The organism is Bacillus sp. F9_6S_D1_P_5 (assembly GCF_054823925.1).
In genome coordinates this window covers 353,185-368,749 of the sequence record NZ_JBTREW010000001.1, presented here as the reverse complement: position 1 = coordinate 368,749, position 15,565 = coordinate 353,185, and the positions used below count along the sequence as shown (strand labels likewise).

The 15,565-nt window shown below is 34.6% G+C and carries 18 protein-coding genes and 1 other annotated feature; of the genes, 5 read left to right on the top strand and 13 right to left on the bottom strand.

The annotated features are described in order from the left end of the window. Positions 1-18: 18 nt before the first annotated feature. Positions 19-213, bottom strand: coding sequence for a hypothetical protein (locus tag ACUXEY_RS01815; protein ID WP_000958870.1), 195 nt, complete (start codon positions 211-213; stop codon positions 19-21). Positions 214-392: 179 nt separating this feature from the next. Between ACUXEY_RS01815 and ACUXEY_RS01810 the strand changes: the two genes are divergently transcribed. Further along, the gene (locus tag ACUXEY_RS01810; protein WP_144612029.1) at positions 393-752 is read left to right on the top strand and encodes a DUF3796 domain-containing protein; all 360 of its coding nucleotides are present in this window, start codon (positions 393-395) and stop codon (positions 750-752) included. After that, positions 740-943 (top strand): helix-turn-helix transcriptional regulator, encoded by a 204-nt coding sequence (locus tag ACUXEY_RS01805; protein ID WP_087958945.1) that lies wholly within the window; start codon positions 740-742, stop codon positions 941-943. Before ACUXEY_RS01810 ends, ACUXEY_RS01805 begins: the two co-directional genes overlap by 13 nt. Before the next feature lie 47 nt (positions 944-990). On the opposite strand, the gene ACUXEY_RS01800 is transcribed toward ACUXEY_RS01805, so the two are convergent. Together ACUXEY_RS01800 and ACUXEY_RS01795 are read right to left on the bottom strand one after the other, a co-directional pair. Next, entirely contained in the window at positions 991-1,953 is a 963-nt protein-coding gene (locus ACUXEY_RS01800; RefSeq protein ID WP_461299941.1) for a tubby C-terminal domain-like protein, read from the bottom strand. A 172-nt stretch (positions 1,954-2,125) separates the two neighbouring features. Beyond that, positions 2,126-2,836, bottom strand: coding sequence for a YjjG family noncanonical pyrimidine nucleotidase (locus ACUXEY_RS01795; RefSeq protein ID WP_376904127.1), 711 nt, complete (start codon positions 2,834-2,836; stop codon positions 2,126-2,128). Positions 2,837-3,175: 339 nt separating this feature from the next. Between ACUXEY_RS01795 and ACUXEY_RS01790 the strand changes: the two genes are divergently transcribed. Continuing rightward, complete coding sequence (locus ACUXEY_RS01790; RefSeq protein ID WP_075309376.1) at positions 3,176-3,601, top strand: DUF1648 domain-containing protein; 426 nt, start codon at positions 3,176-3,178, stop codon at positions 3,599-3,601. A gap of 41 nt (positions 3,602-3,642) precedes the next feature. Here the strand turns inward: ACUXEY_RS01790 and ACUXEY_RS01785 are convergent, their stop codons facing one another. After that, positions 3,643-4,662: a tyrosine-protein phosphatase gene (locus ACUXEY_RS01785; protein ID WP_461299940.1), complete on the bottom strand. Its 1,020-nt coding sequence runs from the start codon at positions 4,660-4,662 to the stop codon at positions 3,643-3,645. Positions 4,663-4,837: 175 nt separating this feature from the next. Beyond that, entirely contained in the window at positions 4,838-5,560 is a 723-nt protein-coding gene (locus ACUXEY_RS01780; protein WP_461299939.1) for a GNAT family N-acetyltransferase, read from the bottom strand. 123 nt (positions 5,561-5,683) lie between these two features. Between ACUXEY_RS01780 and ACUXEY_RS01775 the strand changes: the two genes are divergently transcribed. After that, complete coding sequence (locus ACUXEY_RS01775; protein ID WP_075309382.1) at positions 5,684-6,523, top strand: DUF2785 domain-containing protein; 840 nt, start codon at positions 5,684-5,686, stop codon at positions 6,521-6,523. A gap of 18 nt (positions 6,524-6,541) precedes the next feature. Beyond that, positions 6,542-6,991: an NUDIX hydrolase gene (locus tag ACUXEY_RS01770; protein ID WP_461299938.1), complete on the top strand. Its 450-nt coding sequence runs from the start codon at positions 6,542-6,544 to the stop codon at positions 6,989-6,991. A 75-nt stretch (positions 6,992-7,066) separates the two neighbouring features. Here ACUXEY_RS01770 and ACUXEY_RS01765 read toward each other — a convergent pair whose 3' ends face one another. The 8 genes from ACUXEY_RS01765 to ACUXEY_RS01730 form a co-directional block, all read right to left on the bottom strand. Beyond that, positions 7,067-7,447 (bottom strand): VOC family protein, encoded by a 381-nt coding sequence (locus ACUXEY_RS01765; protein ID WP_461299937.1) that lies wholly within the window; start codon positions 7,445-7,447, stop codon positions 7,067-7,069. 45 nt (positions 7,448-7,492) lie between these two features. Beyond that, positions 7,493-8,521 (bottom strand): ROK family transcriptional regulator, encoded by a 1,029-nt coding sequence (locus tag ACUXEY_RS01760; RefSeq protein WP_461299936.1) that lies wholly within the window; start codon positions 8,519-8,521, stop codon positions 7,493-7,495. Positions 8,522-8,643: 122 nt separating this feature from the next. Next, positions 8,644-9,837 (bottom strand): MFS transporter, encoded by a 1,194-nt coding sequence (locus tag ACUXEY_RS01755; protein WP_461299935.1) that lies wholly within the window; start codon positions 9,835-9,837, stop codon positions 8,644-8,646. A gap of 56 nt (positions 9,838-9,893) precedes the next feature. Continuing rightward, positions 9,894-10,457, bottom strand: coding sequence for a maltose O-acetyltransferase (locus ACUXEY_RS01750; protein ID WP_376904141.1), 564 nt, complete (start codon positions 10,455-10,457; stop codon positions 9,894-9,896). Between the two features lie 373 nt (positions 10,458-10,830). Further along, entirely contained in the window at positions 10,831-13,320 is a 2,490-nt protein-coding gene (locus ACUXEY_RS01745; protein ID WP_461299934.1) for an FtsX-like permease family protein, read from the bottom strand. Then, on the bottom strand, positions 13,317-14,075 hold the full coding sequence (locus ACUXEY_RS01740) for an ABC transporter ATP-binding protein (RefSeq protein WP_461299933.1): 759 nt from the start codon (positions 14,073-14,075) through the stop codon (positions 13,317-13,319). The genes ACUXEY_RS01745 and ACUXEY_RS01740 overlap by 4 nt, the downstream gene beginning before the upstream one ends. Beyond that, a complete protein-coding gene (locus tag ACUXEY_RS01735; RefSeq protein ID WP_000256357.1) occupies positions 14,068-14,217 on the bottom strand; it encodes a hypothetical protein in 150 nt (49 codons plus the stop codon). The genes ACUXEY_RS01740 and ACUXEY_RS01735 overlap by 8 nt, the downstream gene beginning before the upstream one ends. Before the next feature lie 76 nt (positions 14,218-14,293). After that, entirely contained in the window at positions 14,294-15,292 is a 999-nt protein-coding gene (locus ACUXEY_RS01730) for a tryptophan--tRNA ligase (RefSeq protein ID WP_461299932.1), read from the bottom strand. A gap of 43 nt (positions 15,293-15,335) precedes the next feature. Next, positions 15,336-15,543 (bottom strand) — a binding site (T-box leader). Between the last annotated feature and the right edge of the window lie 22 nt (positions 15,544-15,565).

The window sequence follows — 15,565 nt, the reverse complement described above, 5'->3', positions numbered from 1 at the left end:
TTTTGTATTTTTCAGTTTTTAACCTTTAAAATAAATATACAGACCTAACCCAACGATTAAAACAACAGCTAGTATAATATAAATCATCGTAAGCCTTCTAATATTCCCCTTTGTCGCTTTACTATAATTTGCATCACCATTCCGCCCAATTAACACCGTTGCCACTACAGTAATCACTACAAGTAATACAACGACCATAATCCAAGTTAGCATGCCTTCCTCCCCCTCCTTACAACCATTTTACAATATTATCCTCTTTATTTCGCAGTATATTTCCTCTTTTTACTATTATTATGAAAAGAATTGGAAAACTATTATTACTATACATTTTTACATGTGATATATTTATAACATAACATGATTTATTTCTAACATCGAAAGGAGAATCTATCGTGAAAACAACTTGGATAAAATATTTAGGATTTCTTGGTTTCTTCGGTTTTCTTGGCTTTTTTTATGAAAAAGGATTGTTTACTATGTTTTGTTTCTTCTCCTTTTTCACAACGTATAGAACGGTTCAACACGATGAACTATTGGAACAAATCGTCAATAAATCGTGCCGCAATGCCTTTATCGTTACATTACTAACTACCGCTATCATTCTGTTTATTGAAATGTTATTTCCAAATCCGGCGCTACAAGAGATTGATATCGCTCTTATTTTCGGCACACTCATTCTTACGTTCGGCTTCTCTATGTTCTTTTACGATAAACCAGTTGATGAAATGGAAGATGCGCCATGGCGTTCGTAACGAAAATAAAAGAATACCGCGCCAAATTGAATATGACACAAGAAGATTTAGCGAAAACTGTTGGCGTGCGCCGTGAAACAATTAGCCACCTCGAAAAAGGAAAATATAACCCTTCCTTACAACTCGCACATGATATAGCGAAGGCACTTCATAGTACGATTGATGAGATTTTTATTTTTGAGGATAAATAAAAAATACCGGCATTCTTTTCACAAAGAATACCGGTATTTTTCATTTATCACCCATACAAAACCGCATGAAATACGCCTAACAGTAAGTATTGATCCTGTATATAATTTTCATCATATACATTCATCTCAATGTAATACATGTCTTCCTCAAGACGAATATTCCAATCTGCAATTACATAGCCTTTTCGTAATAACTTTCCCATCCCAAAAGTAGTTTTATGAACAACATATTCTTCTCTCTTATATGTAAAGGTAAATAAGAAATTTGCATCCAATAACTTTCCGTCACATACAAGTATTTCATGCTCTGCATCATTATGATTGATGTACGTTACTAAAATCCTTCTTTGGCGCTGCCTACTTACATCCTTTGCGATGACGCGAATATTGTCCTTACTATCCTTTATTTCATAAATGATATTACTACCGACTTTCGGAATAAAGTCTAGCACTTTCATCAACGTATTTTTATAATAACCCCGTACTGCGCCTACTCTTTCACTTTCATTGTAAACCTCTATCGACGTCGTATCCGCTTTACTATCACACAGTCTTTTGTAAGAAAGCTGCATCATTCGCTCTCCTCTTAAGTACTGATCAAATGTCACGGGATATTCTATCGCGCGCAGTTCCTTATTTAGCTCATATAAATAACGCCGAACGCTCTCTACTAATGCTGTAGTGGATATACGCTCTTGCAGTTCAAATTGCTGCCAACTGGAAGCAACTCTCCACTGATCTTCCTCTTCGTATAAGAATCCAAGAATTACTTCCTCACGATTACTCGTTTCATAATTCAACTGTTCGTTCTGCCCATGTTGCACTTGTTCCATCCACTGTCCTAAATAAATACCAAGCTCTGCAACCTTCATACATGACTTCTGAAAAAGTACGCTGTCACCGACAAGAATCGTTACATCCCCTTCAATAAAGCCATTTACATAAGCGGCATACCGTGGCTCATCCTTCTGCGGAATACTTTTGTCTAACTCAAATAAAAACGTTAACATTCTTTACTCACCTCTAGTTGTTACACCGATTATCGATATAAATTGAATGCAACTCAAATTATATCGACGATTTTTCCAATATATCTACCGTAACTCAAAATATATCAACGATTTTTTCGATATATCGATGATTCGACAAAGAATATCGACTTATCGACAAATATCAACACGATTAAAATGAGGCTACCTTTTCTTCCGCCACTTCTACAATTTCTAAAATTTGTAGCATACTCTCCACTTCATAAGTCGGCTTAACATCTGTCCTATTTTCTTTCAAACTCGGATTATACCAACACGTATCAATGCCGTAATCTTCTCCGCCTCTCATATCAGAAGTAAGCGAATCTCCAACGATTAATACACTTGATTTATCAGTAATTCCAAACTTTTCAAACGCATAATCAAAAATCTCACGTGCTGGTTTTTGATGACCAACCTCTTCTGAAATAATAATATGATCAAAGAAATTACATAAAGGCGAATTTCCAATTCTAGATTGTTGCACCTTCGTATATCCATTCGTAATAATACCTAACTTGCAATCTTGTAGACTCTCACATAATTGCACTGCACCTTCTATAAGATGTACTTCTTTCCCTAAGTTTTCAAGATATGCATCACTAAATTGCTGTGCATCTACTTTTATATTATGAAGGGCAAATAATTGTCTAAATCGATCTACCGCTAATTCACTTAGCGTAATCATTTTATTTTCTAAATCTCTCCATAATCCATTACTAATCTCTTTATAACTTGCAAGATAATCATTATACCCTGTAGGCATCCCGAACTGTACAAACGCGTTATGCAAAGCATTTCTTTCCGTTTCAGGGAAATCTAATAATGTATCGTCTACGTCGAATAATATAACTTTATATTTCATTATGCTCTCCTCAACTAGTACGTTATTTACAACTTGTATTTTCTCATTAATCAACTCTTAAGTCGAATTTTTTCTTTTACAAACAGCTACTATCCAGAGATCTTACAGTTGTTTAAAACACACGAGTCATGTTATTCAAAAATAATTAATTGTGAAAACACTATAAATTTGAGATAATTTGGATAATGGATTCAAATTTTAAACTGGCAATCCAGGAACTGTATTACTCTAGTTTTTATAGGAAGGGAGCGGGAAAATATAGTAAATTCATGGGAAAGACCTAAAATAAAAATCCCAAAAACAAAAAGCGAATGGGTTGGAGATATAATTGGATATTCATTGTTCTTTGGATCAATCATTTTTTTGATTATCATTTGGGGAAGATTACCTGAGGAAGTACCCACACATTATAACGCATATGGGGCTGTAGATCGCTGGGGATCAAAGTGGGAGCTTTTACTTCTACCAGGAATAGGAGCATTCATACTCCTTCTCATGCAGACTTTAGAAAAGTTTCCAGAAGTTCATAACTATCCACAAAGACTGAATGAATCAAATGCTAAGCAATTTTATTTAAATAGTAGAAAAATGCTAAATCAATTAAAAAATGTCTGTTTACTTATTTTTGCTTTCATCCAATTTGAAACAATTTCAATCGCTCTAGATTGGAGCGGCGGTTTCGGAAAATTATTTTTACCGATATTGTTAATTGGGACAGTTATTCCAATTGTGATAGGAATTATAAGGCAACGAAAAATTTCATAATAGAAACAGGAGGCTAACCCAATCAGCCTCCCTCCTCATTATTAATCCTCTAGCAATAACTCTTTCATTTCCTCTAACGACTCTTTCGTAAAGCCAAGTGCTTTTTCAGCATACGCTTCAACTGAACCGTATTGCTTTTTCACTTCATCAATCGCAGCTTGTAAATACTCAGCGCGCGCTTCAAACATCGCACCTAATATCTCTCTGCTTTCGTCGTTTTGTAGTTTTGCACCTAAAAAGGCCATCATTTTTTCATTTAACTTTTCACGGAAACCGTTACTTAGTAAATAATCTTCCATTACTGTTTTTTCCGGTACACCTAGTAAAAGTAATAATAGTGCTGATCCAAATCCTGTACGATCTTTTCCAGCTGTACAGTGGTTTACTAACGGTAAGTTTTCTGGATTTTGTGCTAAGTTTAAGAAACTTACGAATGCTTCATTACCACTTACGAAATCTTGATTCATTTTCACAAGATACTCGCCTGGTTTCCCTAACATAGAAAGGTCACCAACTTGGAAAAATTCATTTATATTCAAGTCTTTCGCTAAATCTTGCATAACTGGTAAGCACACTTGACGAGCACCTGTAATCTCAGGGTTCGGCTTATGCTTCACTTCAAAGTCTGTACGGTAATCACAAATTAACTTTAAGCCAGACTTTTGTAAATAGTCGATATCCCACTCTGTTAGTCCTGCTAATTCTTCAGAACGGTACAACTTGCCCCATTTTACTTTACGGCCTTCAGTCGTTTCATAGCCTCCCATATCACGGAAGTTAAACGCCCCTTGTAATGGCAATCTACGCTCAGCTACTGTCACTGCTTGTCCATTACTTCCTACTAGTCTAAAATATGGACGCTCATTTTCACTCGGGTTTTCAATTGTACATGATGATTCTCCATTTACCGTTGCAAGTAATTCTCCAATTTCTTCAATATGCTCTGGTGAAGTACTCCAGTAAATACGAACTTCTTCTATATTATTTTGCCACTTTATATGTAACGTATTGTCTTCATTTCTTTCTACAGTCGCTTGTAACCAATTTCTTTGCTGCTCCATTCTTCCACCAACACTTTCTCGTATAATCGAATCTTTCTCTATTGTATTATAGGAATATCTATTTTGTCGTTCTCATTTTTCTTTTTATCTTACAAATAGGCAAAAAGTTCTTTCACTTGTTCAAAATTTGTACACGGATTCCCGTTAAACAAGTTCAAGAAACTTTTTCATCCTCCTAAACTTTCCTCACATATCGCTCAGTACAACTTAGCACCTGACATCCGTTCTTTTCAAAAACATCCTTCATCCACTCATTTTGTACATTTGTCTCACCAATATAATAAGATGCACCTATTTCCTTTAAGACAAACATTGCCCCTGTAAAGAATGCTTCTTCGTATCCTTTATTTCGTATATTTGGAGCAACTGCGAAATACATGAGTTTTCCTTCTTCTAACGTACCTCTCTCAATATGCGGGATTACAATTCCTATCGGCTCTCCATTGATACTCGCGGTTAAACAATGTTCTTTCCATTGCTCCCCAATTTCTTGTAGCATCATATTTACAAATTGATCATAAGTGACTTGTTCTTCCGTCATTTCGTTCCAAAGAGAATAAAATGTATCTTCTCCTACTTCTTCAATCAGCTTAAAATCAATTTCACTTTCTACATCTTCTACTTCATATATATCCTTACATACAATCATGTTTTCAGTAACATATTCAAATGAATACGTTTCGAAACATTTTTTATACACATCGTAATTTGGACTTTTTGAAGAAATCTCAAAATGTAAGTTTTCTATTCCCTCTTTTTCAGCCTCAGCAACGCAATACTGCATGATTTCTTCTAATTGCGCTTCTGTAAAAGGCTCTGCATTATTTTCTTTTATCATGATAGAAGAAGCATTTCTTCTTATTTTAAAATGTGTTTCTAACTGTTCTATAGTCGTCATATACTTCCCTCATCTATGTCATACTCGAATTTCTACTTGTTCTCCTTGCATGAGCAGGATTGTCCTTGAATATATAGAATACTAGAAAACATCGCATCTTTAAAGTGCGGAGGAGGTTCTCCATTGGATATTACAACGTTACAACAACAGTTAGAGCTTATACAACAAAATGACTATACGCAACTGCAACATATCGATATTAATGAGTTAACGCTCAATATGCTTCAATATGTTGGAACGACTGATAGTTACGTTCGTTACCAACTTATATATAAATGTTTTGCACATTTCATTCATCATGAATTCCTTATGGATGATCAGCTAAAATTACTTTTGCAAACTTGTTTAAGCGATGAGTATTTATATTGTGACATTTACTCCCCACATACAGATGGGGTTTTCACACGTTCTTATACTGTTTCGTTAATTGCGTTAATACTCCAATTCGCTAACTCGCACTACTTTTTTACAGAGGAGGATATCGAAGAAATAAAAAACAAACTCATTACATACACAAACTTAGAAACAGATTTCCGAGGCTATATCGAAAATAAAGGATGGGCTCATTGTCTTGCCCACGTATCTGATGCCTTTACTGAAATTGTTCACAATTCCTATACAACCTTTGAGTGGTACGAAGAATTAATTCATTGTTTATTAAATAAAATTTTTATCCCATCTGACCTTTTTCATAATAATGAAGATGAACGAATTGTTACGCCGTTACTATCGATGCTATATCATGACTTCCCGCAAGATGAGTTAATTTCAATTATTCATAAAAAAATAAAAAGGCTTCCTCAAATTAGAAAACGCCTTTCGCTAAATGAATATTGTATTTTATGTGCCAACATTAAAACCTTCTTACGCACATTATTTTTTAGAACGAAAGATGATCATAACTTAGCCTTTACTGCACGTAAAACAGAAAGAATGTTAAAAGAACTTCCTAACTATTATTAACATATAAGGAGAAGAAATATGGGTTATATTGAAGACATGAGAAATTTAGTAGGAAATCATCCACTTATTTTAATAGGTTCACACGCCATTATATTAAATAAAAAAAATGAAATATTACTGCAGCTCCGTACAGATTTCAACCACTGGGGCATAATTGGCGGCGCCTTAGAGTATAACGAAACGTTAGAAGACGCTTTAAAGCGAGAAGTATATGAGGAAACTGGACTTATTATTAAAAATCAAAAACTATTCCGTACATACTCAGGACGAGATTTCTTTCAAATCTATCCAAACGGCGATCAAGTACACGGTGTACTCGTTATTTATATTTGCCGTGAATTCCATGGTGAGCTTGTATGCAACCAAACAGAATCGAAAGAGCTACGCTTCTTTCCGCTTGATGAGTTACCTAGTAATCTTCCTCCTGTTATTGAGAGAATTATTAAGGAGTTTCAGCACTCCAATTAAAAAACATTACATATTTCTATAGAAATAAAACAAGCTCATTTCCCGTCATGATAACGTGAAATGAGCTTGTTTATGTTAAATTGTTATCTCAATCTGATTTCCTTCAGGGTCGCTTACTACACTTTCATAGTAACCATCCCCTGTAGTACGTGGGCCGTTTAATACAGGGTATCCTGCTTCTCTTAATGTATTAGTTAATTCATTCACCTTTTCTTTGCTACCTACAGAAAAAGCAATATGCGCGTATCCTATTGTTTGTGTTTGCGTATTATCGTCTATCCCTATCTGTCTCATAAGTTCAAGACGCGCTCCACCTTCAAAAGTTATAAAATAAGATTCAAACTGCTTTTTCGGATTGTGATATAAGCTATTTTCTTCACCACCGAAGTACTGTTTATAAAAATCACGCATACCTTCTAAATCATTTACCCAAATTGCTACATGTTCAATTTTCATAATCGACACCTTTTCTTTTACAGTATTCAACCAACAATTTGATATTTAATTTTCTTTGCTTGTTCTTGTAATCATAAGATCAAGTCCAAGACTTTTTAATCCATATAAGTAATCTTCTTTCCAATCGCTCACTGTTATGTTCGGAATATGTTCCGCCGGAATGTACTGCGGACAAGTTTTTACAATTTGCTCTATTACAAATTGATTCACTTCATCGTCACAGAAGATAAAGCCGTGAGGGTTAATAATAGCTATACATGTAGTTATTAAACGAGTAATAGCATCTATATTATATTCCTCTGGATTATTCGAATCCCCACTTCTCAAAGCTTGTAAGAAATTTTTATTATCGTACTGCGGAACGAAAGATATCTCTCCTGAGAAAAAGGTACTTCCTCTTACTACATCTCCATTTATCATAATCCCTGCCCCCGGGCCATTTTGACCTGAATACAAATACACAAGAGATGAATTGTCGTTATTTCCAGTGTTTTTATAATAGCCAAGCACGGCGGCATTCATATCGTTTTCTATTACTACAGGTATTGAAAACAGTTCCTCTAAGTGACTTTTCAAATGGAAATTTTGGAACTTTTCATAACCAGGAATATAGAAAATACGCCCATTATCGACCGCACCAGGGACACCAATTGATATAGAGCTTATTTTCGGAAATGTAGCTATAAAACCTTCTATATGTTCTGTTAATACATGTAAGCCCGTATCCATTAATACACTTGAAGTACTTCCTTGTTCTTTTACTTCCCCTAAACAGTTAAAAATGGTATAGTTTGTTTCATTTTTCTCTAAAAATATCGCTAATCCTAACATATATTCCGGATTATACGCATATCGTTTCGCTCTTCTTCCGCCACTTGAATCATCTAAACCGACTAAAGTGACTTCACCGTCTTGTTTCATATTTTCTATAAATTTACTTATCGTTGGAAAACTAATTTCTAATGTATTACTAAGTTCAACTTTCGTCGCACTACCTTGCTCTAAAAGAGCTGTACGAATGCCGCGAAGGATCGTTTCTTTAATCGATTTTTGAGTAACAAATTGTTCACTCAAATCGCTCACCACCTTAATCAACATACTTATTAAACACTTTTAATAAGTTGCGTTGACAATATATCATACATCATTTTCTAAAGCAATAGAGATGATATATTTCCGCTGCATGTAATCCTTATTTAGCTCGATGTATTCTCTCTCGTAACAGATGATACAATTCCAGACAAAAGAACAAATAGTAAAACAGCTAGCAAGGCATTACGTATTCCGAATGCTTCTCCAAGTATCCCTAAAAAAGGTGGTCCGACTAAGAAGGCTGTATAACCAATGATAGAAACTGCCGCAACATTAGAAGTCGCATTCTCAAGGTCATCTCCAGCAGCTGACAAACCAATTGGGAAACCTAGCGCTGCACCACTCCCCCACAGTACTACACCAAATGCTAGAAAATACGAATTACTCCCAAATATTACGATTGAAATTCCTATAATCGCCATCATAATAGTAGCACGTACGACAGCGACACGGCCGAATCGATCAAGGAAATAACTACTACACATACGAGCTAACGTCATTGCCATTACAAAAACTGTGTACATAATAGAACCTGTCACTACACTTTGCTGATGTCCATCTACCATTACGATAGGTAGCCAATCATTTGCACTTCCTTCTGCAAATGCCATCCCGAGTACAAAAAGACCAATTAAAAGCACCTTGTTTTCCATTCGTAAGTACGTACGCTTCGCTTTCTTTTTGATCCGCGATTTCTCCTTCTTTCCTGTTCCATGCGGAAGAAAGCGATACAACATACATACCAGTAATACAAACACAACCGAAATCGCAAGAAACTGATACAAAATCGGGATATGAAGCGACACTGCAACAGAACCACTGAGCGCACCTACTAAAGTTCCTACACTAAAAAATCCATGGAATTTCGGAAGAAGAGTCGTTCCTAATTTCTGCTCAATAGAAGAACCTTCTACATTCAATGCGACTTCCGCCAATCCGTACCCTACTCCAAATACTAGTAAGCTACTAAAAGCACCAATGCTAGAAATAAAATAAATATTTATACCTAAACAAATCAATCCAACAATCATAAAAAACATACTGCCTATAATAACGTCTCTAGCTCCCTTACAGTCAATAAAGCGGCTTGCACTCAGTAAACCAATTATTGAACCGACAGATAGTCCGAACAAAATCCAACCCATTTCTGCATTTGACACTGCTAAAATATCTCGAGTAGCTGCTGTTCTTGAAATCCATGTAGCAAACGCGACACCTGGCAAAGCAAATAAGAGAAAAAGAGCATTTCGAGAAGCAAGTAATGTCTTTGTATAATTGTCCGTACTATATTTCTCCATATGAAACACCTTTCACATTGTCTATACGATAATTTACGAACTGTTGAAAATGCCCTTTATTCTTCTATCGTTTTAATCACTTTAGCTGGATTACCACCAACTACTACATTATGAGGTACATCTTTTGTCACAACTGCCCCTGAAGCAATTACGACATTATCCCCAATTGAAATACCAGGGTTAATAATAGCGCCCCCGCCAACCCAAACATTGTTACCAATCTTTACAGGCTTCCCATATTCTTTGCCAGAATTCCGCTCTACCGGATGTAGCGGATGCGTAGCAGTATAAATGTGAACTCCAGGTGCAAACATACAATTATCACCGATTTGCACTTCACAAACATCCAAAATAACACAATTAAAATTTGCGAAAAAACTCTTTCCAACGTGGATATTGTAGCCGTAATCACAACGAAAGTCAGGATTAATTTGGGCTTTCCCGTCAGCTGAAGAACCTAAAAGCTGATTTAATAACGTAAAACGTTTTTCATCTCCTATCTCCATCGCCTCGTTATAAAGGCGTGTTAAACGTTTTGCCTCCACCCTATCAGCTACTAATTCTTCGTCATCCGCAATATACATTTCTCCCGCCAACATCTTTTCTTTTTCCGTTTTCATAGAATCATCTCCTTTTTATAGAATGAGCTCACTTATTAAACATCTTTAATAAGCGACTTAAATTATACTTATTAAACACGTTTAATAAGTAACCCTATATTAGCATACTTTTTAACATATGCAACTAATAAGTTTTGAACGAAAATGTGAATTCCTTACTTCACCTAATGATATTACTTGGTAACATTTAACTAATATAATGGTCAATCCATTGTTTTTCATTAAAACTGTTGAGACTCATCGTCACATGAAATCCTCTCCTTTAGGTGCTATACTATATGTTTATTAATAAGCATAACAATACGCAAATCAATTGTTAATAAAAAAGAGATTGACCCAAAAGTAGCTGAATAACTACTTGGGTTAACCTCTTTCATTTATTATCCTTATTTAACTCTTGTACAATATCCCTTTTTCCTATTCTATTAGCAAAAGGTATAAAAATAATAAGGACTATTCCGAACATCCCCGCTATTACCGTTACAATAAGTTTGAAATCAAAAAATACAGGTGTACGATCTATTATACTTACCATATAGGTTAATAATATTCCTATAACAGCCCCTAGTATGATTCCAATAAGTACATATAAATTAACTTGCGTCAAAATAACTTGTACAATCCCCTTTTTCTTAACTGTTATTGCTCGTAAAATAGCAAACTCTTTTCTTTTAGATTGAATATTATTTATAAGTGTATTACATACCCCTAATGTTACACTAAACAAAATTACTACAATAACAACGATGAAGATGGACCACCTTTGCTGAAACATTAAATTAGATTGCTTTAACGATTGATTATAACTACTTATTTTTAATTGTGGATATTGGCCTTTCAATTTCTTTAATTGCTCCAACGTCTCTCTCTCATTATTTGAACTAATAAATGCACGCTCAAAAACTGTATAATCTTGTTTATATGTTACATTACTCCAATCCATGAGTACCGCAGGCGAATTCGGTAGCTCATTAACAATTAATCCAATTTCCACCTTACTAGTCGGTCTAACTTTTTGTTCCTGTTCTGAAAATAGACCTAATTGAACGATATTCCCTACATGAAGTTTATACCGCTCCGCTAACTCTTTTGTAACAATTATACTATTCTCCAAATTTGCAGGTACTTCTGGCAGTAATCCTTGCTTTTCCATTTCCTTTAAATCACCTAAATTATAGTCAAAAGTACTATAATTTTCAGCTTGTTTTAATTCTGCCAGTGAGTTCGTACTAATTGTACTAGCTCCTTTTACACTACTTATTTCTTTAAATATATTTTGTATATGAGGTAAGGTAATGGTTGAATCATTAGTCAAACGATTTTCCACAACAATATGTGTTGGAAATTCTCGTTTTAAATATCTTTCATTATTTTTTTGCATCGTTTTAAATATGGTGGAGCCAAAGACAACTATCACCATCATTGTACTTATCATTAAGATAACAAATGTATTTTTCCTTACTTGTGGAATTACATTTTTAATAGCAACAAATGTATTCCTTCCAAATATTTTTTTCATCATAGGTAGACATACTATTAATATCGAAGAAAGATAAGTCGGAAATAATATATATACCCCTAAAACGAGAAATATAGCTCCTATTACTATCACTATTGCCTGCGTATCTCCCGTATTTGCTACAAAGCCACCTAAAACGGTTAAAAATATGCTACTAATTAAAAGGAATTTCCCCATCATACTGCGTGTTTTTTTATTAGAAAAATCAGATTCTTCATTTTCACGCATAAGCTTTACTGGCAATATTTTCGAACTTCTGTATGAGGGATATAACATAAACAGTTCAATAAAAAAGATACTACAAATCATTGTTACAATTGCTATTTTATAGTCGAAACTCATTGAATTCATTTGAAAAGCAAATACATGCTCTAGCCAACTTTGTAAAAAACGGTTACTTATTACAGCTAGTAACAAACCAAATATTACACCAAAAAAATTAATTACACTACATTGAATAAATATAACTTTAAACATTTGTTTCGTTGTTGCTCCCATTGATCGCATAATAGCAAATTGACTTTTATATTTATATAAAAACACTTCAAAATTAGATATCAATAATAATGCAGTAATAATAAGTATTAATATAGATAAAACGATTATAAAAATATGTAATGATGCTAAGTTACTTTTTAAAAACTCGTCTTCCTCCGCAATATCGATTCTTAATTCTTTGTCTATTTTATGAATTTGACTAGATAATGCTAGTACATCTGCATTCGCATTCGCTTTTATCAACACATAAGTAGCCTCATTGTGTTTGCCTGTTTTTTCATATACGTGCTGTTTCACTGCACCTTCCGATAAAATGAGTATATCTAGAGCTGAACCTCCAGCTTCTATATCAGGTAACACTTCTTTTACTACATATGATTTATTTTCTATTTCAATCTTTCCCCCAACTTTTACTTGTAAAGTTTCCGCTAATCCATCATTTAATGTTACTTCTTCATTTGATAGATTTTTAGTGAAGTGATATCGGCTTTTAGATAGCGAATCATTTTGAACACCTACTGTATAAATAGCTGTATTCAATTTATTCACTTGCAAATGATTTACTAATACTTTTGACATGTATTCAACATTTTCTTGTTTCTTAATATTTTGTAGTAAGGATTTATCCATCAATTTATTTTGATCAAGGTTATATCCAACTGATAAATCCATATCTCCATATACATTTTTCACTTCATTTATAACAGACTGTTTCGCATGACTCGAAAATATAATCATCGTAACAATTAGAGAAACAGCCAACATAACGCTAACTATAGAGGAAATAGCAGTGAATTTATTCGTCTTAAAAAAGCGTAAACTTAATCCTCGTACTGATTTTATCATTTTGATTTCTCCAGTAATTTTTTAAATTTATCTAAAATGATATTCATATCATTTACTCCATGAGTACACGTATAATCATCAACATTTTCTCCATCATGAAAGAAGAGAACCCGATCTGCATACGTAGCAATGTGAGGATCATGAGTAACAAGAATCATACTTTGATTGAATCTTTGTTTCATATCGACTAGTACTCGTAAAATATCATTAGACGTATTGAAATCCAAATTTCCAGTAGGTTCATCTGCAAGAACAATTGGAGGAGATGTTATTAACGCCCTACCAATTGCAACACGTTGTTGTTGTCCCCCAGAAAGCTGAACTGGTCGATGATTTCTCCAATTTACTAAACCAAGAACATCTAATATTTTATTTGTTTTTTCTCGTATCTCTTCTTCTGAATCGACTGATAATATGAGAGGTAACGCAATATTTTCTTCTACAGATAAATCCTTTAATAAATGAAATGACTGAAATATAAATCCTATGTTATCCCGCCTGTACTCCGTCGCGTATGGTTCAACAAACATATTTTTAGGGACTTCACCATTTACATATACGACTCCCTCATCAGGCTTGTCTAAAGCACCAAGTATGTTTAGTAATGTACTCTTCCCAGACCCACTCGTCCCCATTACGGCAAGGAGTTCTCCTTTATTTAACTCCAAAGATACATTTTGTAAAGCTCTAACATTTGTATCTACACTCTCATAAGTCTTACTTAACCCTTGAACCGCTAACACAATTTCACTCATCTTTATTCACCTCAACATGATTAAATGTTATTTCCTCCATCAGATTAACTTGAATTAAAATTTTTTCTTTTAAATTACTAGGTGGTACAATTTCTATTCCTATTTGAACTAGCAACATTTTTAATTCGAGAATTGTGACCATTTCTATCCCTCCTCACTCTATATTGGTAACAAATTGAAATTCCGTTCGGTTTTTTTGTAAAAAAATAAGGGAACGCTTAACGTTCCCTCTCAAATCCAATCCGTTTTTTAATTTCAGCTAAATTTACCTTCGCGATTTCTCTTGCCCGCTCAGCACCTTTTTCTAACGCTTCGTATAATAAATTTGGCTCATTCATATACATAGCGTATTTCTCACGAGGTCCGGCTAATTCGCGGTCTACAACGTGAAACAACTCTTTTTTCACATCACCCCATCCAATGCCAGTTTCATACTTTTCACGCATCAACAGTATTTCATCTTCCGTCGCAAATTCTTTATATATCGTAAATAACGTTTCTAGTTCTTTCGGTTCATTTGGAAGTGAAGAGTCTGTTTTAATTTTAAAGATTAACTTTCGTAGTTTTTCTTGTTCTGCAAATAACGGGATCACATTTCCGTAACTTTTACTCATCTTCCTTCCATCAAGACCAGGTAAAATGGCACCTTCTTCTTGTATGACATACTGCGGAAGTGTAAATGTCGTGCCGAATGTATGATTAAAATACGTCGCAATATCACGCGCAATTTCAATATGCTGAATTTGGTCTTTTCCAACTGGTACATGCGTAGCTTGAAATAATAATATGTCAGCTGCCATTAAAATCGGGTACGTATATAATCCCATATTCACTCCCGCATCTACCTCTAAACCCACTTCTTTATTTTGCTCCACCCTCGCTTTATACGCATGGGCACGGTTCATAAGCCCTTTCGGAGTTAGGCAAGCTAATATCCAAGCTAATTCTAAAATCTCCGGCACTTCTGTTTGCCTGTAGAAAATAACATCTTCTCCAAGTCCGAGTGATAACCAAGTAGCTGCTACCTCTTTCGTATAACTACTAAACTGACTTGGGTCATGTACAGCATTTAACGCATGATAATCAGCTATAAAATACAGTGCTTTTCCTTCATTCTTCTTTGACATTTGTAATGCAGGTTTAATCGCCCCAATATAATTCCCTAAATGCGGATAACCTGTCGGCTTAATTCCTGTTAACATTATTTTTTCGCTCAACCTAACTCCTCCTCTCCAAAAATAAAAAGAGCCCTCATCCTATAAAAAGGACGAGAGACTCCCGCTGTACCACCTTCATTAGCTATCATCATAGCTCACTTTAACTTCTTAACGTGAAGTAACCGTCTTTGCTTACTCATTTCAGCAAGAAGCTCCAGAGCCCATTCCACATTCATCCCTTACTGATTTCCACCACACATCAGCTCTCTGAAAAGTTTCGAATATGTACTCTTCTCTTTCATTGCTTTTCGTTATTTTTTACAGTTTATCACA